At 61.8% G+C, this 22,694-nt stretch carries 18 protein-coding genes and 1 pseudogene; 5 read left to right on the forward strand and 14 right to left on the reverse strand.

Annotated elements, in window-relative coordinates; translation table 11 throughout:
- The 4 genes and pseudogenes from R2N16_RS24350 to R2N16_RS24365 all read right to left on the reverse strand — a co-directional run.
- A partial coding sequence (locus R2N16_RS24350) for a phage integrase family protein (RefSeq protein WP_316669434.1) occupies window positions 1–554 on the reverse strand: 554 nt, incomplete at its 3' end.
- Complete coding sequence (locus R2N16_RS24355) at window positions 551–733, reverse strand: hypothetical protein (protein ID WP_316669435.1); 183 nt, start codon at window positions 731–733, stop codon at window positions 551–553. The genes R2N16_RS24355 and R2N16_RS24350, both read right to left, overlap by 4 nt.
- An 11-nt stretch (window positions 734–744) precedes the next feature.
- On the reverse strand, window positions 745–1,023 hold the full coding sequence (locus R2N16_RS24360) for a hypothetical protein (RefSeq protein WP_316669437.1): 279 nt from the start codon (window positions 1,021–1,023) through the stop codon (window positions 745–747).
- Between the two features lie 440 nt (window positions 1,024–1,463).
- A pseudogene (locus R2N16_RS24365) lies at window positions 1,464–1,688 on the reverse strand (transposase); the annotation flags it as partial.
- Window positions 1,689–2,011: 323 nt separating this feature from the next.
- Here R2N16_RS24365 and R2N16_RS24370 point away from each other — a divergent pair.
- A complete protein-coding gene (locus tag R2N16_RS24370; protein ID WP_316669439.1) occupies window positions 2,012–2,671 on the forward strand; it encodes a SagB/ThcOx family dehydrogenase in 660 nt (219 codons plus the stop codon).
- 280 nt (window positions 2,672–2,951) lie between these two features.
- On the opposite strand, the gene R2N16_RS24375 is transcribed toward R2N16_RS24370, so the two are convergent.
- Window positions 2,952–5,084 carry a putative Ig domain-containing protein gene (locus R2N16_RS24375; protein WP_316669441.1) on the reverse strand — a complete coding sequence of 711 codons (2,133 nt, stop codon included), beginning with the start codon at window positions 5,082–5,084 and terminating at the stop codon, window positions 2,952–2,954.
- On the opposite strand from R2N16_RS24375, the gene R2N16_RS24380 reads away from it, so the two are divergent.
- The 3 genes from R2N16_RS24380 (at window position 5,083) to R2N16_RS24390 (ending at window position 10,183) form a co-directional block, all read left to right on the forward strand.
- A complete protein-coding gene (locus tag R2N16_RS24380; RefSeq protein ID WP_316669443.1) occupies window positions 5,083–5,304 on the forward strand; it encodes a hypothetical protein in 222 nt (73 codons plus the stop codon). The genes R2N16_RS24375 and R2N16_RS24380 overlap by 2 nt on opposite strands.
- Window positions 5,305–6,604: 1,300 nt before the next feature.
- Entirely contained in the window at window positions 6,605–7,591 is a 987-nt protein-coding gene (locus R2N16_RS24385; RefSeq protein WP_316669445.1) for a hypothetical protein, read from the forward strand.
- Window positions 7,592–9,550: 1,959 nt separating this feature from the next.
- Window positions 9,551–10,183: a recombinase family protein gene (locus R2N16_RS24390; protein WP_428984165.1), complete on the forward strand. Its 633-nt coding sequence runs from the start codon at window positions 9,551–9,553 to the stop codon at window positions 10,181–10,183.
- Between the two features lie 282 nt (window positions 10,184–10,465).
- Here R2N16_RS24390 and R2N16_RS24395 read toward each other — a convergent pair whose 3' ends face one another.
- The gene (locus R2N16_RS24395) at window positions 10,466–10,885 is read right to left on the reverse strand and encodes a hypothetical protein (RefSeq protein WP_316669448.1); all 420 of its coding nucleotides are present in this window, start codon (window positions 10,883–10,885) and stop codon (window positions 10,466–10,468) included.
- A gap of 956 nt (window positions 10,886–11,841) precedes the next feature.
- On the opposite strand from R2N16_RS24395, the gene R2N16_RS25580 reads away from it, so the two are divergent.
- Window positions 11,842–12,060, forward strand: a complete 219-nt coding sequence (locus R2N16_RS25580) for a tyrosine-type recombinase/integrase (RefSeq protein ID WP_428984166.1) — start codon at window positions 11,842–11,844, stop codon at window positions 12,058–12,060.
- Window positions 12,061–12,385: 325 nt separating this feature from the next.
- Here the strand turns inward: R2N16_RS25580 and R2N16_RS24400 are convergent, their stop codons facing one another.
- From R2N16_RS24400 to R2N16_RS24435, 8 genes are all read right to left on the reverse strand, one after another.
- Window positions 12,386–13,375 (reverse strand): hypothetical protein, encoded by a 990-nt coding sequence (locus R2N16_RS24400; protein ID WP_316669449.1) that lies wholly within the window; start codon window positions 13,373–13,375, stop codon window positions 12,386–12,388.
- A 641-nt stretch (window positions 13,376–14,016) separates the two neighbouring features.
- Window positions 14,017–14,865 carry a DUF937 domain-containing protein gene (locus R2N16_RS24405; RefSeq protein WP_316669451.1) on the reverse strand — a complete coding sequence of 283 codons (849 nt, stop codon included), beginning with the start codon at window positions 14,863–14,865 and terminating at the stop codon, window positions 14,017–14,019.
- A gap of 14 nt (window positions 14,866–14,879) precedes the next feature.
- Window positions 14,880–15,551, reverse strand: coding sequence for a methyltransferase domain-containing protein (locus R2N16_RS24410; protein WP_316669453.1), 672 nt, complete (start codon window positions 15,549–15,551; stop codon window positions 14,880–14,882).
- 292 nt (window positions 15,552–15,843) lie between these two features.
- Window positions 15,844–16,866 carry an IS110 family RNA-guided transposase gene (locus tag R2N16_RS24415; protein WP_316669479.1) on the reverse strand — a complete coding sequence of 341 codons (1,023 nt, stop codon included), beginning with the start codon at window positions 16,864–16,866 and terminating at the stop codon, window positions 15,844–15,846.
- 94 nt (window positions 16,867–16,960) lie between these two features.
- On the reverse strand, window positions 16,961–17,950 hold the full coding sequence (locus R2N16_RS24420; protein ID WP_316669455.1) for a DUF7164 domain-containing protein: 990 nt from the start codon (window positions 17,948–17,950) through the stop codon (window positions 16,961–16,963).
- A gap of 26 nt (window positions 17,951–17,976) precedes the next feature.
- Window positions 17,977–18,330 (reverse strand): hypothetical protein, encoded by a 354-nt coding sequence (locus R2N16_RS24425; protein ID WP_316669457.1) that lies wholly within the window; start codon window positions 18,328–18,330, stop codon window positions 17,977–17,979.
- The gene (locus R2N16_RS24430; RefSeq protein ID WP_316669459.1) at window positions 18,327–20,009 is read right to left on the reverse strand and encodes a tetratricopeptide repeat-containing glycosyltransferase family protein; all 1,683 of its coding nucleotides are present in this window, start codon (window positions 20,007–20,009) and stop codon (window positions 18,327–18,329) included. The genes R2N16_RS24425 and R2N16_RS24430 overlap by 4 nt, the downstream gene beginning before the upstream one ends.
- 76 nt (window positions 20,010–20,085) lie before the next feature.
- On the reverse strand, window positions 20,086–22,668 hold the full coding sequence (locus tag R2N16_RS24435; protein ID WP_316669461.1) for an ATP-binding protein: 2,583 nt from the start codon (window positions 22,666–22,668) through the stop codon (window positions 20,086–20,088).
- Between the last annotated feature and the right edge of the window lie 26 nt (window positions 22,669–22,694).

The raw sequence follows: 22,694 nt of genomic DNA on the forward strand, positions 1-22,694 counted from the left end.
CTGCCAGCGTCCGCCAAGGTCGATCCTATCCGGTAACGCTTCCCGCCGCGATCGTCAACACCATCACCTACGGTACCGGTCGGGTGCTTACGGCCGACCCGAGGTATGCGCCGCCACCAGGCGCGGCCACGGTTGTTGGCCAGCGTCACCAGTTCGCCAAGGGTGGCGAAGCCGGCAGCGGACAGGCGCCGTGCCAAGGGCGCGGCAAACCACAGTTGCACGGCGTGCTTCGGCGCGGGCGCTGGCGACCCTAGGCGCTCCAGTTCGCGCAGGCCCTTCAGGAGCGCGTCGACGGCGGCAGCACCGTGCGTGCCGGCGGACAGCAGCTTGGCCAGCGGTTCCCGACCGTGACGCAAGGCGAGCTGCGCAAGCTTGGCGCGGATCGCGCGCAGCGCCCGCAGCGCCCGCAGCGCCTCGAGGTCCGTCCACTCCGCATCGGGATCGGCCGACAGCCAGCGGTTGGCCGCAGCAGCCGGCCGCACGCCCTGCAGCCAGGCGCGCAGCGCCGCGTATTGCGCACGGGTGGGTACGGACGCCGCCGCGGAGGTCTTCATGCCATGTCCAGCCAGCCCGGGCGTTCCTCGCCAGAACGACGGTCAAGGGGGCCGCGGCTGGTATCACGCCAGGCACGACGATGGATGTCCAGCAGGTCCCACGCGAGGTGGGCCGAATCCTGCGCCGACAGTGTCAGCTCGGCCGGCGTGCTCACGCACCTGGGGGAAGGTTTGGACATCGAGGATTCCATCAAGGGCGCGGCTGGCTGGCCCTCGCGCCTGGCAATGGGATCGCCAGGCTGTGGCGCGCGGCCACCTGCGGCCACAACGCCCGGAACACCGCTTCAGCGTGGGCGGCAGCGCGGTCGGCCAGGTCCTTGGCGGCCAGGCAGTCGGCCTCGTTCACCTCGGGCGCGCCGTCGAGAAAGCGCTGTACCAGCGCGAGGTAGGTCGCGCGCGTGGCCTCGAGGGCGGCGAGCTCCTCGGGGCAGACCTCGGCGGCGTGCAGGTCGAACAGGGTGGCGGACATGGGCGCCCTCCTCCGGGTGCGGTCGGTAGGGTTCAGTTTAGTTGGCTGGGGCAGGTGGCGCGTGAACCATATTTCCCGAGACGCGATTCCAAAAAAGCGGATTTTCCGCCCCAAACGCCATGCCGATAATGCAGAGGATTTTTTGCGAAGCGGAGACGGCGCATTGAGCCAGCATAGGCACAGCGTGGAAGCCGTGTCTGCTTTGCAAAAAGGTCTTTGAGCTAAACCGCTCCGCAGGCGGTGGTGCCTATGGGTATTCAATGATAGCGTCTGCGGTCAGGTTGCCAGAGAGGGTGTTCGAGGCGAGCAGCATGGTAGTGTGGCCTCGCACCTGGGGGTGGCCATGGATGCCGTTAGATGGCACCCGCAAGCGAGTTCGGGCGATCTCGCCAGCGCATGACGACTTGGGACACGCGCGTGGCCTGCACGTTCGCCCAGGAGTCGGTGCGGCACACTTCGGCCAGGCAGCGGGCGAAGGCGACCGGCTTGGCCAGGTCGGCAAGCGACGAGAAGAACTGCAGCTCGCTGGCGTCGAAGGCATGCTGTAGCCGCTCAAGGAAGAGCCGCCGGAACAGGCGCGAGAGCACCCTCACGGGCAGGAAGAAACCGGGCCGGCAGGCGACCCAGCGTTCGCCGTCAGGCGAGAGGCCGCCGCCAGGGACCACGCTCTGCCGGGACGCGGCTCCGATGACCACGATGCGATACCGCGTGTTGCTGCCGTTGTGCGCGAGTTCTTGAAAGCCGGTGTGCTGGTGCCCGTTGAACCCGCCAAGCCACTCCAGGCCGAAGCCTGGAAGGACTGGGACTCTGCGCTCGACTTCTACCTCGCGACACGTACGCGCTAGCACACCGCCTTTTCTTCGCTGGCCGAGATCGACGAGGCGCTCGCCGAGAAGGCGCAGACACGTTCGCAACCTTCGGCCTACAAGGACTATCACGGGCATCCATTCTTTCCCCTGCCAACCCTCTCATCGAAGAACCAGAGCCGGTGGTTGAATCCGGCTTCCTGGATGTTCTGCTGCGACGCCGCTCTCCGCGCGCCTTCAGTGATGCACCCGTTGGCACGACTGAGCTATCGGCACTGCTCTTCTATGTATGGGGCGCGACAAGTGTGCAGCGCAACCGGCTTGGCGACGTATTCCTGCGCAAGTGTTCGCCAGCAGGCGGATCATTGCACGGCGCTGAGGTCTATCCAATCCTGCTGAACGATCAAGGGTATGAGTCCGGCCTCTATCACTATTCAGTACGGCGCCATGGCCTCGTTCTGCTGTCCCGCCAAAACCCACGCTCTTGGATTGCCGAAGCCTGCGGCGATCAGCCATGGATCGCGGATGCCGCGGTGCTGTTTCTTTCGACATACAACGTGAAACGGCTCGCGTGGAAGTATGCCTACAGCCGGGGTTTCCGCGCCGCACTCCTCGACACAGGACATCTCGGACAAACCTTCACTCTCGTTGCGACCTACCTTGGCCTGGCCCCATTTACCACGGCAGCGCTTCGAGACGAATTGTTCGAAGAGAAACTCGGGCTCGATTACCTGGCCGAGCCGGTGCTGATGATCAATGGCGTCGGCCGACCTGCCGATGTGCCGCGGCCCGACCGGCCGCGCGAACCGGTACGACCACGATCATTGCACCTCGAAGAATGAGAAAGAGCGCGCCATCAGGACGCGACATCACAATCAGCGTGGTACGTGTGCAGCTTGTTGATCCGATTACCACGCCATCAATGCATCCTCGAACTGAGGTGGTGCCGCTACCAGTGCATCTGCAGTAAGTCGACGCCCGATTCCCTCTAACGCGATCCTAAGTCACACCTGAACGCGGTGCGTCGCCATGTCCTCCGCCAACAGCGTACGGTACGCGCGCGCACCAGCAACGGAAGCGCTCAGGCTTTGGTCAAACTTGCACGACAAGGCGTTGCTCATCTCACTGGATTCTTACGGGAAGGGTGGCCTGCGTACCGAAACCAGATGAATCCACCGCAGTGATCAGCAACGTATAAACCCCGGCGACTGGACGCACCCAACTCACCAGAATCCCCTGCCCGCTTACGCCGAACGTCATCCCAGCTGGCGCTCCCTGAATCCGCACGTAGACATCACGCGCGCCAGGATCCATGATGCCAATCGTCCCGCTCACCGAATTACCTGCAACACCATTGATTGGCGTGGCAGTGATGGCAGGGCCGAAGGATGGTGCTTTCGAGACCTGGACATTGATTACGGCGCGTCCAGATTGTCCTGTTGTCGCATCGGTTGCCGTGACTGTGACGCTGTAGGTTCCGGCTGCGGGTTTCGCCCACGTGATCATGCCGGAAAGACTGATCGACATACCAAGCGGCGCGCCACTCATTGCAAACGTAACTGGGTCTGCGGCAACAGCATGGACTTGGTAGTTCAGCATGCTGCCAGCCTGAGCGGTGACGGTCGCAGAATCGACGACCGGAGCGGGTGGCGAGGCAATCATGATGTTCGTGACTGCGCTGCCAGAAAGTCCTGTGAGCGAATCGGTTGCCGTGACCGTGACTGGGTAAGTCCCGGCAATAGGCAACGGCCAACTCACCAGCCCGGATGTACTAATCGACATTCCGCGAGGGGCATTGGAGAGCGACCAGGTGACCGCATGCGGCGACGTCACCGCCACGGAGAAGGACAAGCTCTTTCCAGCAATCCCATTGATCGTTACGGGGGAAACGATAGGAGCCTGTGCCGGAGCGACAGCGATCTCGTTGAGAAGATTAACCACATTGGGTGAACCCAGCCCAGAGGGTCGGTCATACCCCGCGTGAGCAGTACAACTACCACACGTTCCGTCACTACCTGCGGTGATGTCATCGAAGGCCGAAGCATAAAGACTCGGGTTCGTTGAGATCTTTCCGTAAAACAAGGACTGCGCCAGACCGAGCGCGCCCTGGGCGTTTTGCGTGCGCACGGCATTGGCGATGGCCACAATCCCTGCCCACTGGGGAGTTGCCAAACTTGTGCCGCCGGCGCTATACCAGTTGACACCGGCCCCACCTGGCGGCAAAACGGCGAGGTATTGACCGGTATAGGGATCCGCGTTAAACGAAACATCGGCAACCGAACGCATGGACAGTGCGCCCATGCCCGGAACCGCCGAAGTCTGATAGTTTGGAACTGGAGTGAATTGACTGAGTCCTCCACCCGTACCCGACCAGACAGTTTCCGATCGAGCGCCGCCACTATAGGTCAGGCTGGTACCACCGACTGCCATGACCTTTGGCGAAACCGACGGCCATTCGACCCCAAAGCCACTGTCGCCAGTCGCTGCCAAGTAGGTCATGCTGGCATTGGAGAATGCGGAGTCTACCGCTGCGGTCCAATTCCCCTCAGCACCACCGAAGCTCATCGAGACAACACCTGGCCCCATCGCATTTGCCAGGTTGATCGCACCGAGCAAGCTGTTCACAGAAGCATCGGGCGCCTCGATGAGAACGATGCGGGCTAGTGGGGCAGTGGCGTGCGCCCACTGAACATCCAACGCGATTTCTGTGGCCCACCCCGAATCATAGGCAGGCGAAGTCGAGGTCATTGCCCCGCTGATGGTGGAATAGGCAATCAAAAGCTGACAGCCGCTCCTCTGCGCAGTGGCAAGAGGGAGCGCGGTGGTTGGCGAAAGCGTTGTCGAGTCACATTGGGGTAGACCGAACATTCGGTTGAATGCAGCGAGTTCAGCCGAGATGTTCGGATCGCTCATCGCGTCAATGATGTAGATGGTCTGCCCGGCACCCATCTGGGCGGCTGCGCTAGCGCTCAAGCCGGTCCAAGTCGCTGGCAGTCCAGGAAGACCATATGCAGCCCGAATCTGGGCTGGGGTGTATGTGGTCACCGATTGAGAGCCGGTGCCAGCGGGTGAGGCTGCGCTCTTGTATGCGGCCAACGCCTGCGGCGTGAGTCGCGCGGTCGAAGTTGCTGCCATCACAGCTGAGATTGGCTGCGATGCCGGGGACTGTTGTGCTGATGCCGACGGAGCACCGCTGTCGACACCGTTCGGTGCGGTCAAAACAATTGGCGCCATGTGAAAATGGGGTACAGCCATGGCGCTCTCCGAATTGCCGGATAAAGGCGATAGCGTTAGGTTGCTCGATGAGAAGCTCGAGACAACACTCTCCGGGTTGGCGGCGGAACCTGATGCAGCGCTGTCGTCGCCCCCACAGCCTGCGAGCAAAGACGCCGTGAGCGCCATCGAGAAGAAGTACAAACGTGCGCTGGTGAGCAATCGGACTGTTTTCATTGTTGTGTTCCTGCTGGAGGCTTGACCGGAATGATCCGAAGAGGGGGAGAAACTGCTGAGGGCTGAGAGTCCGATAAGCGCGACTCCCAGCCTCCAGGACAGTCCTGAACCGCGGGGTAGTAGCCTTGTGACTGTTTGCACCACAACGTCTGCGCGGCTGGTGCGGGGGCCACCGGCATCGGATCGTGAACGGTACAACCCGAACACAGCCCCAAAAGCATCCAGCCCGCACGCGAAGCGACGAGCATCCAGCGCCCTGATTTGTTGTGAAACGCGCAATTTGCTTTGCCCTTAAATATCAAAGACAAACGCATTGCGGCATACGCAGGAGACCGTCTCATGAGGAGCACCTCTGTGGTCTTGCTCGCCATGCGAACGCATCCTTCCCTGCCGCTATTGAGCAGCGGCCTAAGCGTTCGCGATACGCGCGTATTTCACCGCACCAGCACCTACTGATGACTTGCCGTTGAACGATTTGACACGGTTCTGCGCGGCAGGCCGCCTCATTGCCAATCGCCGCTCTCACGCCGTTAGCAGCGTTGACGACCATGTCCATGTCATGGATTCCGTAGGCCGGCACACAAACCAACCAAGCCCCCCCCTCTCCCTTTCCTTCGCTTGACAAAGGCTTGCCAGCCATTCCACTCGTGGTGGCGCCTCACCGCAGTCGGCATAATGGCTACGATCGCATGAAGTGCCCTGACTTGTGCGGTCAAAGATACAGGGCATTAAGACGCCCGACGGACAACTGACACGCCCGACCGCCCAAGCAGCCCACCGCCCCCGAACGTCGTGCCAGATTTCTCGTCTGAGCCAGTGACTACGATCCGCAAAACAAACACCAGCGACGTGGCCAGGACGATCTTGATTACCACTGCGCGCAGTGGTCCTCGATTTCGGCCGCGCATTCAACAAGGCTCTTCGTTGGTATGCACGGCAACCCCAAACTGCTGGAATGCCCAAATAAACCGAACTACCTACGCACGTTCGCATGCACCGGTTTCATCACCTATTGGTATGTCAACCGTAAAAGGTTGCCTCCGTGTACAGCACATCCACCAGCGCGACGCACGCCCACCATGACACCAGCAGCCTCACGCAAGGGCGGTATCTCACCCTTGCCCCGAACTCACTCACGCCGCGCCTTCACGACGTCGGTCAAATTTGATGGGCTCGTTCGCAGCCCCCCCCGGATGCGTATTCTATCTGTATGAAATAGCAGTCGAATCTTATGCAGAAAGCACTATTTCCCCGGAGGGCAAATGCCAACGCCCACATTATCTAAAACTCCTTTGTCGAACACTGAGTCATATTTTCAGGATTTAATGACCCAAGGACTTCGATTTGAAAAGCGATCCACCGAAGCGGAGATGCCATATTTTAAAATACGGCACCTGAATCGCTCGGAACAGGTTTATTCTTCTGCGGAAAAAATAGAGGGCATAAGCACGGAGCAAAAACTCGAAGCTTTAACCCGCAAGAAACTAATTGAAGGCAGAATAGAAATGGCCCGTGCCGGCACCCTTTTGAGTGCCGGCGATATCACTTTGGACTCCGTAACGGAGGAAATGCGAACCTGCACTCGCGCTGTGCAACATTTTGAAGATGCAAAACAGTTCGCTTATCAAATGAAAGGAACAGGAACCGTACAGTCGCGACTTAAAGATCAAGCAACAGGCCGTTTGTCGAATGCGCTTGAATGGTGGAATTCCGCATCACAGCTTTACTCGGCACGGAATGGATTGATCAGACTTGACATTGCTTCAGCAGATAGCACGCAGTTGTCCACCAAGGACTATCCAGATGTTATGCGTTTTGGAGAGGCTTTAATAGCCAGGACGGAGCATCCCGCTTTCCGACGTAATCCTGAAGCGCGAAAAGATATTTATGAGCGTGCAGCGAATCTTTTTGATAGTGCTAGCAGCATCACTGGTATTTCGGCGCATAAGGCCGCTGGTGCATCGACCCTTTGCTCATACGCAAAAGGCCACGTAGACATGCTTTCTGAACCGGTCAGCGTTAAGGACGAACTGACCAACTACCAGAAAGCAATCGATAATTTCAAAATAGTCAGCAATAGTGCCTTTGCTTGGGATAACTTTCGAAATAGAGCAAGACAACTGGCCGAGGCCCTGGGTGGACTTCATGAGACGGCCAGCGCCTTGGAAAGAATGAATGGTCCGTCGCAAGGGGCCAATTCTAGCTCGCGCTTCAGCCTGCCCGTAGTTGGCAGCAAGGCTCCGACGGCCCCGTCCACCAGCGCACCGACCGCCCGTCTGCCGACCGTTGCCATAGACAGCAAAGCTCGCTAATCGATCTTGCTGCACCGTCATCGCGTTCCGACAACTTGAATTTCCATCGGTCACATGGTCGCTGGAGACATGAGTTCCCCTGCGGTAATCCGTCTGAGAAGACGGAGAACATGTGCGGTAGGCACGAATCGCGGACCCCCATCAATCACGCTACCGGCTGAATCCAAGTGTCGCGATGCCTGCAAACGTCCATGAGTCGCGTTTGAATGCCAACCGTGTACCGGCTACCGTCGCTCACACTTGTCTGGCCTGCTTGGTCGGAGGATGAGAGCCAGCACCGTTGGGCGGACGAAGCCAAAGAGACCAACGCGAACAACGACGAACGTGTATTGCCCCCGTCATCTCGGTCCTGCTCGACAGACTAATCCGCTATGCCAAATTCGGCGAGGGCAGCACAGACTGCACCGCTACAAGCAAATCCGGCCGTCAAGCAAGCAGCACGTAGATGCACTTGCCGTCGCGCGTGGTTGTCTACCTTGTGCAGGGAGGCACGCTGAGGACGTCGGAAACAGGAACTAGCCGGACCGCCCCTCCCATTCGCACGAACTCCGACACTTCGAGATCAACAAGCGGACCGCGGACAGAGGGCGTCAGGTATTTCGTCACCATCTCATAGTCCGACCCCGGCTTCGGCGTAAAGATGATCTCGCGGAAGACTTGTCCATCAACACGGCCGTCGATAAAGATACGCGCGCGGTAATGACATATTGTCAAAACGATGGATTACCACAAACGCACACACCACAGACGCTGCAAGCTAAAGGGCATTGGCCAAATCGAAAAACTCGATATCTGTTCGACCAGCTTTCTGACGGCTGTCTTGGCAATCGGCTTTTCAGCGGTGCATTGCCCCGAAGCCCTAAGCTGCCTATACCTAACGATACGAACTGATGTGTAGGCGATCCGCTGGGGCGTGGCAGGTGGCTGCCCTTCAAACCGCGAATCTCGTGTGAATTAAGTTGCGGTGCCACAATGGGCGAGGCGCCTCCTCAATGCGCAGTCAACTCGTGCAAAAGCACAGTTTAAGCAGCAAACACATCAAGCTCAGCATCTTATGGGTAGCGAAGCACATATGATGTGTATGTAGTCCGTATGCTCTTCAGCACCATTCTTCCCCACAGCAATCGATCACCATTGCCTCGGTGACGCCAACAGTTCGGTCTGCTGCGCTGACTTTAGCTCATGGTGACGTGCGCCAAGTTGCAGCATCAGAGGTCCGTCGGCCCGAGGCGTGAAGTTGACATGGGGCGTGCACAGTTTGGCCCTCGGCCAGTTCATTCGACACCACTCCGTACCACGCCTTAGTACCGCGATATGTCACGCGCTTGATCGACATTGTGTCAAGTACATTGAACTACGCGAAGAAAACTCCGAATACTTTGCTGCAGAGCCTGCTTGATAGCGTAACGTCCGGCTCGCGTCCGTTCTAACAGCACAGCGTCCGATATAGGCAGGTACAACCGATCGCCGGCGATCCAGCCAGCGGCAACAACGGGGAAAGGGAGAACCATGAGAGTCATCGTCATGGGGGTCTCGGCGTGCGTGTGCAAAGACCTGGAAGAGCTAATGCCCCTTCAGGGGCACGATGTCACTGCCTTTGCAGGTAACCACAACGCCTTGTCGCTTGTTGATCACTACGGCAAGGGTCCTAGGATGGCCGTCGGTCAACTACTCGACGCGCAGTGTTCAGCCATCACCTCTCATTTGCGCCGACGGCGTGCCGATTGGGCCGTGTTAGCGCGTGGCCATCGTAAGAACCCGTCTCCCGCCAGCCAGGCCCCTCCCGAGCGCACCAACGTCATGTAGACCACCGAGGTCCTTACTCGTACGGGTACTGCAGCACCCCGCTCGCCACTCACGTGCCCGGTTTGCTGTGCCTGAACGACGCGACCCATTCAAACGGACCTCTGGTCAACATGTAGCCGAAGTTCGAAGTTTTCAAGAATCGATCGAATCGACATGAAGATTGGATACGCACGAGTTTCCACCGAGGAACAGTGTCTGGACTTGCAGTTGACCGCGCTCAAATCGGCAGGATGCGACCGCATTCTTTCGGACCACGGTGCCTCGGGCGCAAGATTCGACCGTCCAGGTCTTAAAGAAGCACTCGATCTTGCGCAGGACGGCGACACGGTCCTTGTCTGGCGGCTAGACCGCCTGGGGCGATCGCTGAGCGATCTTGTGCAGGTCGTCGGTGGCCTTGGTACGCGGGGCGTCGAGTTCGTCTCCCTGACGGAGAGCATTGATACACGCAGCTCCACCGGCATGCTGATGTTTCACATGATCGCCGCTCTGGCCCAGTTCGAGCGATCCCTCATCAGTGAACGGACTCGCGCGGGCATGGCGGCGGCACGTACGCGTGGCGCAAAAATCGGACGCCCCAGGCGAACCCTGTCAGAACCGCAAGACGCTACAGAGCCAAAGTCGGTAGCGAATCTTAGTGATAGGCCGTCGGGCCTCTGTCCCAACTGCAGTTTCATTCTTCGGGGTGATTGGATACCTGGCCGTACCGATTCCAGCCTCTACTGCCCCCAATGCCTGTCCAGGGCGGTAGGCGACGCTTCGGATGGCATCTGGGGAATACCTTGTTGAGTTGACGTAGCCGCATCGACAAGCCTCTCGCCAACTCTTCGGTACAAAGCTGGTTGGCGATTGAGGTTCTCAAAGCAACTGCCGCAATATTTCAGTCGCTCGATAGTTGGCGGAACTTCGGGATAAATCAACTGCGTATGACCGAGATGCAATTCGTGTCCTCTATACGCAATGGCGCGCAGTTCGAACCTGCCATGACTCATGCCGTACTCCCCTGCTCCATCACAACCCGGCGCACGCTCGTATTGTGTTCGCTTGTGTGCGTGCCGAGAGAAGCGCAAGTCATTCGATGAATTTCTTGCCACGCACGCGCGTTGACGGAGCGCCATCGGAACCATCTGGCCGATTGCTTATTCTGGCTACCGACTGATGCTCGCGTGCTAGAGGCTTCTTCCAGTTCCCTTGCATCACACGCAACGCACCGTGCGCATTGACTGCGGTCCCATCGCGCAAGGGTGCTGATATCAAGCCTCGCACGGCAGCCTTCGGCACCGACAAACCAAGCCCGATCAGCTTCTTCACGAAATATCCCAGGTCGGTGTACCTGGACACGTCCGGATCTTCATCGTGACTGTAGATCGGCACCGCATTGCGCGTCGTGTATTCGACCAGCACGTAGTAGCGCTGCAGGCAGCGGCTCCACCCCATGCGCACACGGACAGGGTGATTCTGGTATGTGGACAAAAAAATGTACTCAGCCATCGTCGCGCAGCAATTCATGCACCAACATTCCAGCGCGCCAGATTGGCAGGGACGGCCGAGTGACCACTCTTTGCACCGCCTCGATCACGACACGAAACTGTGCGGCGTCTCGCAGAGTGACGCGGCCATTCTTGATCCGCACATTGCCACATGTGCAACCGGCTTCCGATTTCCCAAGCGATGCCAGCATGCTGCCGCATCTCAAGCATGTATATCGAATCAATTCACCGCTGGGAAACCACAACGCATCGATACGCCTGCCGGGTCTTCTTTTCCTTTGTGCCATTGCTTTCACTACACGAACTTGCCGTCCAGCTAGCTGATTCAGCTCGCCATTCACGTGCACAACACGCGTCTTGCACCTTAGAGAGCTTCGCATTCCCGGACGTACCGAAACCAAACGGAATGCGCAAGCGTCGCAGCCATTGGGTTGGAACGGAATCGCTGAAGACGCACCGACGTCCGAGCCGATCATGCGCGTCTCTTGGTCAATGGCCTAACCTATGCCTTACACGGCAAGCGCGATGCCCGAGACTGCACCTCAATAGCGGCGCCCGCTCCTTATCTTCAATCCAGTCATCGGTAACAGTGCTGTCAATCCAGCAACCGCATCATCCACCTCGAACTCGAACTGCTCGTCGCGCGTCAGACGCTCAAATTGACTGCCACGGCACGCCAGCGACTATGTTTCGGTTGACCTCCCCATCCATCCTGTCCATCCCCGGGGTAGCCTTAGCACCGTCGACGCGTCGCCCACTTCCAGAGCAGTTGCCAGATGTGCGAGTCCACCAATGAGAAGGTCGCTTTCGCTACCCTTGCCAAGCGAGGTTGGTGCTCCTGTAGCGGACTATCTCGAGCATGGTCGCCCTCCAACGAGCAGCAGGCGGGTATTCATACGCCAATTGGCTCCGCATCGCGGCTTCGCATGATCCTCGGCGATTTACTTCATTACCCGAATGGCATTAGAGCGCGTTGGAATTGACGCCGTCGCTGGCCGGGGGCCACATCTCTTTCGGCATAGCCTTGCGACCCAGTTGCTTCGGTCGGGAGCTTCGTTGACTCAGATCGGTCAGTTACTACGTCACCAGAATCCCGATACGACGAGAATCTATGCGAAGGTCGACGTTGCGCGAATACGTACACTTGCGCTTCCGTGGCCGGGAGGTGCGAGATGAGTACGATCCGAAAGGCCCTTCTCAAATACGTTGCAATGCGTCGCGGCTTGGGACTCAAATTCAGGAATCAGGAGAAGCGTCCTACCGATTTCGTGCGATTCATGGAGGACCGCAACGCAACGATAGTGACGAACAGGCTGGCCCTTGAGTGGGCTACCCAGCTCGGCGGCGACCGTCCAACGTCTGCGCTACGGCTTGCCGACATCCGTGGATTTGCACGTTATCTGAGCATCTCAGAGCCCGATGCGGAAGTGCTGCCCGTGGATATTATTCTTCCATGGCCGCGGCGCACCCGACCTGACGACGCCGAGCGGCGTCTACAGCCTCACTGCGCCCCCCGCACTGATTGACTTGATGTAGGAATCCGCGTTTGCGGTTGAGCTGCCGTCCGCACAACCTCCCGTAGCAACGAGGATCTCGGCGTTAGCGCTCCGGACTGGTCATGATTTGCCCTCTCCTCAACAATTTTCAATGCCGCCTCTTTTTTCGCCTGCCACATAACTCGATCCGCACTCGCTCTTAGACGATCGAGATCAGAATCCTTCTTGATCTCGAATCCGGTGGCGGTAGCTGCCAGAACTTGCGCCTTGAGATCGGCCCGAACACCTGGCTCATATGAGCAGGTGTCAATTGCTTGCGACAACCCACTTGCCTGGGCATCCCAACTGGTAATTTCCTTATCTGCCGGAAACCGGCCATTGAATTTCGGCGAATTGTGCCTAGCGAAATCCAAATATTCTTTAGCCTGATAATAATCGATACTTTCAACCTGAATCCCATGAAGCTTTCGCAATTTATCACCAACCATCACACTCCTTTCATCAAGCATTCTTTCAACACCACGATCCGCAAGATACCGCAAATGGCCAATATCACCATTCGCATTGATTGCAAATCCGATCGAAGAAGCTAATAAAACCTGTTCCTTAAGTACGTTTGGATCTTCGGAGACTTCGCGGTAGCCGGCCTCGAGCCATCCAATTTTCGAACAAATCTTAATCGCCTTGGATAGCATGTTTGCACGCGCATCCTGGCCTGCAATCTGCCCACCCTCAGGGAATTCACGATTGAATTCATCTGAAAGCTCTCTTGCGAAGAAGAAGTATTTATTCGCCTGGGAAGGAATAATAGGCTCAATCCGATTATTTCTATGATTTTCTTGCACCCGCTGAAAATCATTACTACCTTGCAACTCCATCAATGCCTTATGATCCAAGTTCTCTTCATACTTCTTAATATTTTTATCAGCCCACCCTCTTCGCTCAGCTAGATCTCGATTACCATTGGCAGAAATCTTGAATCCAAATTCAGACACAGACTCAACCTGACTCTTAAGAATACCCGGATCCTCGGATGCATTCACAACGCTAGAAAAAGGCTTATAGAAATGCGAGCATATATGAATCGCCCTAGATATCATACTAGCCTGAGCATTCCACCCCACAACATCCTCATACTTTGGGAAGTCCTCCTTAAAACTCGGCGAATAATGCGAAGCAACTGAATGATACTTAATTGCCTCGTCATGAGTTATATATTCAAACATAATAAAAATATTTTTACCAAAATCAAAAAAAGCAAATCAGAGCAACCATCTTCGAATGCAATCTTGATACAAAGACAGGGTATTCCAAAGGCACTTACAGATTCCTCTCGTTACATATGTACGCCCACTAATGTTCAGGAACGGTAGTTGCGCTGATGGAACAGCTTGCCAAGAGTATGGCGACCGGACTGACTCGGTGGGAGAGCGCTACTGAACAGGACGATCCGGTCAAGCACATCTCTACAGAGCCGAACCAACGATCCTGATCGGCAGTTCCGCACTAGCAGAACTGCACCGGTGCGTCGGCATCTGCTCAAGGGTAAAAGCTCGTGGTCGTCAGTAAGGCTGATCGGTAGCCGTGCCTTGAATAAGGCAACGCGATGCGAATCTGGTGCCGCAGGCGGATGTCCTCACGGACGCAACCGTATCTCCCCCGAGCCTCCCCACTGCGCAGCCATCCTGGCGGCCCGCTGCGCAAGCGCGGCCACGCCTGCCGGTCCGTGATGCCATTGCGCATACACCAGCGCCCCCGCCAGTAACAGCGCCAGCAGGCCCACCGACCACCACAATTGCCGGCGCGCGCTCCTCGGCCGCCCAACTGGAGCCACCGGTTCGGTCGGCACCTGGGCCGGTGCGGCCTGCGGGTGCACCTCGCGCTTGAGCGCCCCGCCCAAAATCCGCAGTTGCGCCGGCACCGTATTGCCGAATGCTCGCGCATTCTCGGCCCCCAGCGCACGGGCCAGCGCATCATCCAACTGCGGCGCCACGCGCGGCCACTGGTTCGTCAGCCGTACCGGCAAGCTCGCAACCGTCGCCTGATCGACCAGCACGTCGTGCTTGACGCAACCCAACAGCACCGCGGCACTCAAGCCCGTCAACGCATGCGTGGCCTGGCGTGGCACGCCCGTGCGGCTGGCCACCCGATCGCTCAAGGCGGCCAGCGTCACCTGGGTCCCCCGCTCCAGCAGGAACTGACCCGTGTTCTCCAGGGCCTTGAGACCGGCCGTGGTCGCCACGAGCTGCGGCAGATAGCGCTGCACGCGCGCGTTGGCCTGCGGCGAGCGGATCACGGCAAACAGCCGAGCGGCACCCTCGCGCGTGGCGCCAGCCGCCATCAGGGCGGCCACCAGCATAGGCGCCGCTTGGGCGATCACCGTGCGCAGCATGTCCGGCGCCAACCCAAAGCGATCAGCGAGCAGCGCAAGCAACGGGGGCGCAAACGCCGCCTCGAGCTCAGCACAGAGGTCAGTGGATTCCATGGCAGGCGCGGCTCCTATTGCACACGCCAATACACCCCACCGCCGTCCTCGGTGGGCACGATCTTGGTGTGGTTGACGTGGGTCAAAGCCAGCGGCGCCTGCACGGTGTCGTAGCGCAGCTGCATCTGACGGCGGTGCAGGTTGGCAATCAGGTCAGCCAGGCTCGTGCGCGCGGGCAGATAGCCGCGCAAGAGGTAGTACTGCATCTGCCAGACCTGCGCCCAGGCCCAGTTGTCATGCCAGGCGAAGTCGCGCTCGGACCACACCGAGACGTGGGCTTCGGAGAGCACGTTATCCACCGTGTTCTGGATCGCCGCCTCGGGCAGCACGAGGATGGTGTAGGCCGCGCGGTAGGTGAGGAAATTCAACAGATCGAGTCCGGCGGACTTGGGCAGGTGCTCGATGCAGTCGCCAATGATGGCCACATCGAAGTGCTCATCGACCATCCGCTGCGGGATCTCGGTCGCGCTCATCAGGTGCACGGTCGAGTACAGCGCATTGAGCCCGAAGGACTCGACGTAGGACGGCTCGATCTCGACCCCTTCCACCACGCAGTCAGGCAGCACCTGCCGCACCAGGTGGCCGTACTTGCCGGCACCACAGCCGATATCGAGCACGCGCGTGGGTGCAAGTGTTCCCAGCACGGCGCGGGTGACCTCATCGAAGGCATCACTAGAAAACGGCATTACATCTATATGAACGCGTCCCGTTTGCGCAAGTTTCTCGTGTGTTCCGACTGACAGGATGGGCTGCAGCTCTATATCCGGCCTTGTTGCAGCCGGTGTTGTCGCTGCAGGCCCCTATGAAATTCGCTGACTCGCGCCTCACTCTCCAAGCGAGCTCGAGGCTCTGGATGTGATTCAGGTTTAGCGAGTCCCGGTCCGACCTGGTTTGTCATCACTCACGATTGCCAACGCAACCTTTCGACGTTCACCCTGTATCAAATTAAACGTTGATCTTCCGCGTGGCGCTCACCGTTCAAGCCGATTTTGCGCTCACGTAGTCCTTCTGGTACGGCCGGTCATGGGCCAGTAGCGCCCAGATCGTGCGCGCCATTTTGTTGGCCAGGGCAACCACCACCACATTCGCTGGTCGCCGCTTCCTGATCTGTTCGACCCACGGGCCGTGCTCCTTCGCACGCGTCAGCACGCTGCGCGCGCCGTGGATCAGCAGCGTGCGCAGGTATGTGTCGCCCCGCTTACTGATCCCGTGCAGGTTCACCTTGCCTCCCGAGCCCGTCTGCTTCGGCACGAGGCCAGCCCATGCCGCAAACTCCCGCCCCGAACCGAACGCCTTCGGATCGCCCATCATCGCGACGGCCGCCGTCGCCGTCAGGAGTCCGACGCCGGGAATCGCGCTGATCGCCCTCACCGCCTTGTCTTCCTTCTTCCACTCGCGCATGCGACACTCGATCTGTGCTATCTGCTCATCCAGCTTCGCTAGCCCATTCCACTGCTCACGCAGCGTATCGACGAGCACCGCAGGCAGGCGGTCTGCGATCCGTTCAAGCACGGCCGGAATCTCCTTGTTCAGCTTCTCCCGCCCCTTGCTCATCACCTCGCCGTATTCCGCGAGCAACCCGCGTAGCCCATTGATCTGCATCGTGCGGAACCTTACCAACTGCTCGCGCATTCGGTGCAGCGCCAACATCGCCTGCTGCATCTCCGTCTTCACCGCCACCGGCTTGCTCGACTGCTGCACCGCCAGCCAAATCGCCCGCGCGTCTGCCGCGTCGTTCTTGTTGCGGATGTTGAATGCTTTGACGAACTGCGCCGGCATCAGATTGACCTGATGCCCCAGCTTCGTGAGTTGCCTGGCCCAGTGCTGCGCGCCACCACACGCTTCCATCCCGATCAGGCACGGTGCCCGGTTCGCGAAGTGCTCAAGGAATTTCGCGCGCTTGAGCGGCTTGTTCACGATCTCGCCCGTCTCCTGGTCGATGTAGTGCACTTGAAAGACCACCTTCGCGATATCCACACCCACTGCCGTCCGATTCGTCATTGGCGCCTCCGGTTGCCGGGAAATGCTTGCCTTGTCCACCTGGGCACATCGATGCGGTTGGCCCATGAGGATCCGCCTTCATTTGCGCCTACGTTCACGGGTGGGACGCGTTCATTTCATTCTCCAAAGGGTTGATCTCAGGCGCGCCCGCAGGGGCCTGGGTTGGGTGTCGCGCATGGCGGGTGCCGGCCTGCGCGGCGATCTCGTCGGCGCTCGCGCACGCGAGGTAGTGGCAGTAGCCGCCGAGCGTGCTGGGATCGATGGCTTCGCGGGGCATGTGCGCGTACTTGCCGGCCCGGTCATCGTGCTTGGACCAGTAGTCGGCGGTGTGCCAGGCGTGGATGTGGAGCACGTCGCTGGCCAGCGTCCTCGCGCCGGACGGGAAATGGTCCAACAACCCGAGCGAGCACTGCTGGGGGTAGGTGGCGCGCAGCGCCAACTCTCCCGCGTACATGGTGAGCACGGCCTTGCACCAGCCGGGCCAGGTGCCGGGGCCATCGGCGAAGGCGTCCTGCAGCAGCCGCGTGCAGAACGTCATCTGCGTCTGCAGGAACTGGCTCACCATGACGGTGGGACCGAGCACGGAGGCGCCCACGTTGTGCAGGCCACTGTGCGCGAAGCCGTAGCGGGCGCTGTAGGCGCTGAGCGTGCGCCGCACGTCCTCTTCGTAGGCGTAGCCGCCGAAGCCAAAACACAGGCCGCTGGGCCGGAAAGAGCCCAGCGCCCGCGTCACGAACGTGTCGCAATCGGTCTTGAGCAGATAGGCCGTGTCCTGGCAGGCCTCGAGCACCTGCGGCGCGCACAGGTTGGCCACCGAGTTGATGTAGCCGTAGCCGGCCCACTCGGCGTGGGTGTGGGCGTACGGCTCGCTCGGGATCACCTGAACGCCGGGGTGCTCAGGCAAGGCGTGGGCGATCTGCGGATGGCACACGGCGATCACGCGCGCGCGCTCGAAGAGCCCCGAGAACAGCAGGCTCTTGTAGAGCCAGCCAAACTCCTCGAGCGCGTGGGGTTGGTGGTCGACGTACACCAGAATGCCCAGATCCACGGGGGGCGGCTGCGTATTCAACAGATTCAGCGTCATGCCAGGTATCCAGTCAGCGGCGGCGCTCAAAGGCCCCAGCCCAGGGTGGCGAGCAACCCCAGGCCGATCCACAGGCCGATCAGGATGCCCAGGGCCTGGGCGTGCCAGGTCGATTGCAGATCGTCCGGGTGGGGCTCGCGCAGGGCGTCACGCAGCGTGCGGCTGTGGGTGGCCCCGAGGCTGCGCACGGTCCACGGCACCACCAGGCTCAGCAGCACCGAGACGATGGCGGCGATCAAGCCGAACTCGACCCGATCGATCTGCAGGTCTTTAAAGAGCCACGGCAAGAGGGTGTCCAGGGCGACGGTGGTCACCAGGGTGATGGCCACGCTCAGCGCGAAGCTGAACATCAGTTGGTCGGCGCGTTCGGCGGTGTTCATACGGACACTCCATTCTGGGGATCGGCCTCGCCTGGGGGCGAAGCGGTAGGGGTGGCTTCACCGGGCGCTGGGGGTTGTGCGACACGTTCGGTGAGGGCCGCGGCCACCGCATCGAGCACGCTGTCCCAGCGGCCGAAGGCCGGCTGCCTAAAGAGCCGTGCGCTCGCATACCAGGGGCAGTCCTCGCGCGCGAGGCCCCAGACCCAATGGGGGTTCTGGTCGAGCAGCACCCAGGTGGGGCGTCCGAGCGCCCCAGCCAGGTGTGCCACCGACGTGCAGACGGTGATCACCACATCGAGCGCCTCGAGGCAGGCCGCCGTGTCCTCAAAATCGGTCCACCCGGTGGTGAGGTCTGCGATCGCGAAGCCCTCGGCCGCCAGCGGTGCGAGTTCGTCGCCAGCGCCCATCTGCAGGCTGTAGAAGGCCACGTCGGTTTGCAGGGGGGCAAGCTTGGCGGCAAGCGCCTCCAGCGGCACGGAGCGAAACGGGTTGCGCGCGTGGCCGGCGCTGCCGGTCCAGACGAGGCCGACCTTCAGACGTGGCTCTGCTGCGAAGCGCGCGCGCCAGGCCGGCACGGCGGCCGGGTCGGCGTGCAGGTACGGCCCGGGGCTGGGAATCGTGTCCGGGCGCGTTTCCGCCCACAGGGGCAGGCTCAGCAGGCCGATCTCGTAGTCGTAGCGCGGCAGACTTTCCTGGCCACCGGTGACGAGCGCATCCACGTGCGCACCGAAGGCGCGCGCAAAGAGGCGCATCGCAGTGGGTGCGGTGTTCCAGACGAGGCGCCCACCCTGGGCGTGCACGACCTGGGCCAGCAGGGGCACGTAGCGGCAGAACTGCAGAATGTCGCCCATGCCCTGCTCGCCCCACAGCAGCAAGGTCTTGCCCTGCAGGGGCTCGCCGTGCCACGGTGGCGCCAGGAGTGCCGGACGGTGGCCCGCGAGTTCGGTGCTGCCCTCCCAGCGCGCCTCGTACAGCGGCAGGCCCTGGTCGTAGTCGCCCAGCACAAGATGCATGAGGGCGAGGTTGAACTGGATCGCGGGGTCCTGGGGACCGAAGCGCGCGGCGCGCAGGCTCAGGGCGAGGGCCTGCTCCCAGCGGCCGGCCTCCTTGAGCGCGAGCGCGGCGTTGTTGAGCGCCAGCGGGTCGTCCGGGGCCAGCATCACGGCCTGGGCGCCCGCCTCCAGGGCGCGGGCGAGTTCACCGCATTCGCGATAGGCGCCGGCCAGGTTGATCCACGCTTTGGCGTCGCACGGATCGACGTGCACGGCCTCCTCCCAGAGCGCGAGCGCGCGCTCGATGTCTCCTGCGCCAAAGCGCAGCGCGGCCGCCATGTTGTTGCGCAGGCTCGGATAATTGGCATCCAGCATGCGGGCACGCTCATACATAGCCAGCGCCTGCGCGTGCTGGTGCTGGCGCTGCAGCACATAGCCGCGGCAGAACCAGGCCCCGGCCTGCTCTGGGTAGAGCGTGACCATGAGCTCGGCGAGCTCGTCGGCCGGCGCCACGCGCTCGGCGCCCAGCCAGAGGTCGATCACGTCGATGACGCTGGGCGGATCGAGCGGGTACAGGATGTGCGCGGCGCGCAGTTGCGGGGCGCGCAGCGCCTGCGGGGTGGCGGCGGCCGAGCGCAGGAAGGTGAGCCAGTGCTGCGCGCGCTCGTCGGTCATCACAATCGGCATGGGGCCGCTCCTCGGGTCCAAGGGGGGTCGAGTGGTATCTGGGGCTGGCATCGGGGTCGACATCTTGGGGGCCGCGTCAGCGCAAGCCATCGCGGGGTTCGATCTGGGCCAGGCACTGCTTGAAGACCCCGGTGGTCCGCTCGGCCGGCGTGATGCCGAGCATGATGGAGAGCATGTCGCGGCAGCGGCGATAGACGCTGGCGGCCTCGGCGTAGCGCCCGGCGTACTGGTAGCAGAGCATCAGCTGGCGGTAGAGCTCCTCGGCGAGCGGATCGCTCTCGAGCGCGCGCTGATAGAAGGCGATGGCCTCGTCGTGGCGCGCATGCGCGCACAGGAGCGAGCCCAGGCCTGTCACGAAGCGCAGCCAGAGGCTGCGCAGTTTGTCGCGGGCGGTGATGAGCCAGGGCGCGACCTCCTCGCGGTGCAGGAAGTCCGCGCCGTACAGATCCAGGACCCAGTGCGCGGTGCGGATGAGCTCGGGCCCCGGCGCCTGCGCGGCGCACGCCACCAACTGGTCCAGCGCGCCGTTAATCAGGCGCGAGAACTCCGCCGTGTCGACCCACACGCGCTGCGGGTTGAGCGTCACGCGCCGGTCGCCGATCAGCACGGCGTCGGGGCACACCAGCATGCGCCGCAGCCGGTGCAGGGTGATGTCAAACGAGCTGTGGGCCGAGCCACCGGTGGCATCGGGCCAGAGCATGGCGGCGAGCGCCGGCACATCGACGTTCTTGCCGCCGTGCGCAACGATGGCCTTGAGCAGTTCCAAGGGCCGGCGCTGCACCTTGCCGGTAAAGGACACCGACTCGCCGTCGAGCCAGATCGCGAACACCCCGAGCGTGGTGATCTTGACCGCCCACGGCCAGTTCGCGGTGGAGCGCGCGCCCGGCGCGGGCAGCCCCAGGCGGCGCACGAGCGCGCGCACGAAGGGGGCCTCGATGTCGGCATCGAGCGCATCCAGGCACAGCTCGGCAAACGCCTCGGGGGTCCAGAACAAGGGCGCCGCCACGATCTGCTCGCGCCGTGCCGCGCCCCAGGCGCGGATCAGCGCGGCGCGCAAGGCGGTGGCATCCGCGCGCGCACGCGCCGCATGGGCCTCCACCAGGCCCGCGTGGAAGCTGAACCAAGCGCCGACTGCACTGATTGCACTGATTGCACCGATGGCGCCGGCTCCACCCACCGTACCTGCAACACCCACGGCCCCTGCCGAACCCACCGCGCCGGCCGGCTCGTTGCAGGCCAGCGTATGGGCGTGGGTGAGCGCGGCCACCGCGCGCACCACGCTGTCCTGCACGGGCAACAAGGCCTGGGCGGCCTGGCTGTGGGCGAGTGCCTCGGCCGTTTGGCCGCTGCGCAGCGCGAGCCACGCCTCGGCAATCTCGTACAGCGCCTGGCGCAGGACGCTGGTGCAGCGCGCGCGCCCCGGATAGGTATCGAGCCGCGCGCGCGCGAGCGCCAGGTCGCCCGCGCCGAGCGCCACGCCCGCTTGCGCGAGGTGCACGCAGCCGCTCAAGCGGGCCAGGCCCGGTGCCTGCAGCAACGCCTGCAGGCGTTGCGCCAGCTCGGTGGGCACGTCGGTCGGCACGTCGGTCGGCAACGCATCGGGGGCGGTCTGCGGGCAGCCGGCGGCAAGCGCCAGCAGCAGGCGCGCAAAGCTCCAGCCGGCCGCGTGCAGGGCCGGCACACTGGCCTGGGTGCCCTCCTGCGCCAGGGTCGACTCCACGGCCCGCGCAAAGAGCCTTGCGCGCTCGAACTGGCCGGCCGCGCACAGGGTGATGAGCACGGCAATGGCGGCCTGCATGCGCGCGCGCGGATCGCGCTCGCGTGGCGCCAGGCGCTCGAGCTCGACCAGGGCGCGGGCCAGGCGCGCGCTCGGGACGGGCTCGGACCAGGCCGCGTACAGCAGCACGGTGCCCTGCGCGAGACGCGCGCGGGGGCTGGAGACAGGCCCCGCTGCCGAACTGTGTCCCAGCGTGGGTCCCAGTACCGCCCTAAGCGTGGCGGGTGCGGGCGGCATGCGCAGCAGCAGCGTCGAGGTGGACAGGTAGGCTGCGTAGCGCACCAGCATGGTCTCGGGGTCGCTCTGCGCCGGCTCGGCGCTGGCGCACGCGGCAAAGGCGCGTTGCGCACGGCGGGCGTTCACATACAGCGCACAGGCGCCCTCAAGCTCGGCGAGCGCCGGGTCCGCATGCCGGTAGGCGGCGGGGATGCGCTCGAGCAGCGCGAGTGTCGCCGCGGCGCGCGCGGGCACCCCCAGGCGCTGGGCGTGGCGCACCACCAAGGCGGTCGCGAGCGTCCAGTCCTGCTGCTCCAGATAGCCCGTGAGCGCCGCCTCGATCAGGCCAGCCTGCTCCAGTGCCTGCAGCGCGGCCTGTTCGAGCTCACACAGGTAGGCGGGCACCATCACTGCGCGCGCCCGCGCCCGCAGGCGCCGCCGCACGCGTTGCGCCCAGACGTAGCGCACGCGGTCCTCGCCCGCCACGCGCTCGCACCAGCGCCGCTGCACGAGCCACGCCAGCCACGGCGCGGGCGTGCGGTAGCCGCTCAAGGCCTGCGCGAGCGGGCCATCGAACTGTGGCGCCAGCGCGAGGCGCATCACCATGTCGGCGGGCGGGCGCTGCACCGACACCCCGTTGAACTCGATCTCTTGCACGTGTTGCATTTCCATCCTCCCCAAGGGCCTCCCTG

Origin of the sequence: Ralstonia psammae (genome assembly GCF_958405935.1) — a bacterium.
In the GTDB taxonomy this organism is placed as follows: Bacteria; Pseudomonadota; Gammaproteobacteria; order Burkholderiales; family Burkholderiaceae; genus Ralstonia; species Ralstonia psammae.

Excerpts from the sequence above, each read along its gene's own strand:
- R2N16_RS24380 (WP_316669443.1), top strand. The coding sequence starts at position 5,083 with ATGGCGCTCTCCGAATTGCCGGATAAAGGCGATAGCGTTAGGTTGCTC.
- R2N16_RS24395 (WP_316669448.1), bottom strand. The coding sequence starts at position 10,885 with ATGGCTGAGTACATTTTTTTGTCCACATACCAGAATCACCCTGTCCGT.
- R2N16_RS24425 (WP_316669457.1), bottom strand. The coding sequence starts at position 18,330 with ATGAACACCGCCGAACGCGCCGACCAACTGATGTTCAGCTTCGCGCTG.
- R2N16_RS25580 (WP_428984166.1), top strand. The coding sequence starts at position 11,842 with ATGGCATTAGAGCGCGTTGGAATTGACGCCGTCGCTGGCCGGGGGCCA.
- R2N16_RS24415 (WP_316669479.1), bottom strand. The coding sequence starts at position 16,866 with ATGACGAATCGGACGGCAGTGGGTGTGGATATCGCGAAGGTGGTCTTT.
- R2N16_RS24375 (WP_316669441.1), bottom strand. The coding sequence starts at position 5,084 with ATGGCTGTACCCCATTTTCACATGGCGCCAATTGTTTTGACCGCACCG.
- R2N16_RS24355 (WP_316669435.1), bottom strand. The coding sequence starts at position 733 with ATGTCCAAACCTTCCCCCAGGTGCGTGAGCACGCCGGCCGAGCTGACA.
- R2N16_RS24385 (WP_316669445.1), top strand. The coding sequence starts at position 6,605 with ATGACCCAAGGACTTCGATTTGAAAAGCGATCCACCGAAGCGGAGATG.
- R2N16_RS24430 (WP_316669459.1), bottom strand. The coding sequence starts at position 20,009 with ATGCCGATTGTGATGACCGACGAGCGCGCGCAGCACTGGCTCACCTTC.
- R2N16_RS24360 (WP_316669437.1), bottom strand. The coding sequence starts at position 1,023 with ATGTCCGCCACCCTGTTCGACCTGCACGCCGCCGAGGTCTGCCCCGAG.
- R2N16_RS24420 (WP_316669455.1), bottom strand. The coding sequence starts at position 17,950 with ATGACGCTGAATCTGTTGAATACGCAGCCGCCCCCCGTGGATCTGGGC.
- R2N16_RS24405 (WP_316669451.1), bottom strand. The coding sequence starts at position 14,865 with ATGGAATCCACTGACCTCTGTGCTGAGCTCGAGGCGGCGTTTGCGCCC.
- R2N16_RS24390 (WP_428984165.1), top strand. The coding sequence starts at position 9,551 with ATGAAGATTGGATACGCACGAGTTTCCACCGAGGAACAGTGTCTGGAC.
- R2N16_RS24410 (WP_316669453.1), bottom strand. The coding sequence starts at position 15,551 with ATGCCGTTTTCTAGTGATGCCTTCGATGAGGTCACCCGCGCCGTGCTG.
- R2N16_RS24435 (WP_316669461.1), bottom strand. The coding sequence starts at position 22,668 with ATGCAACACGTGCAAGAGATCGAGTTCAACGGGGTGTCGGTGCAGCGC.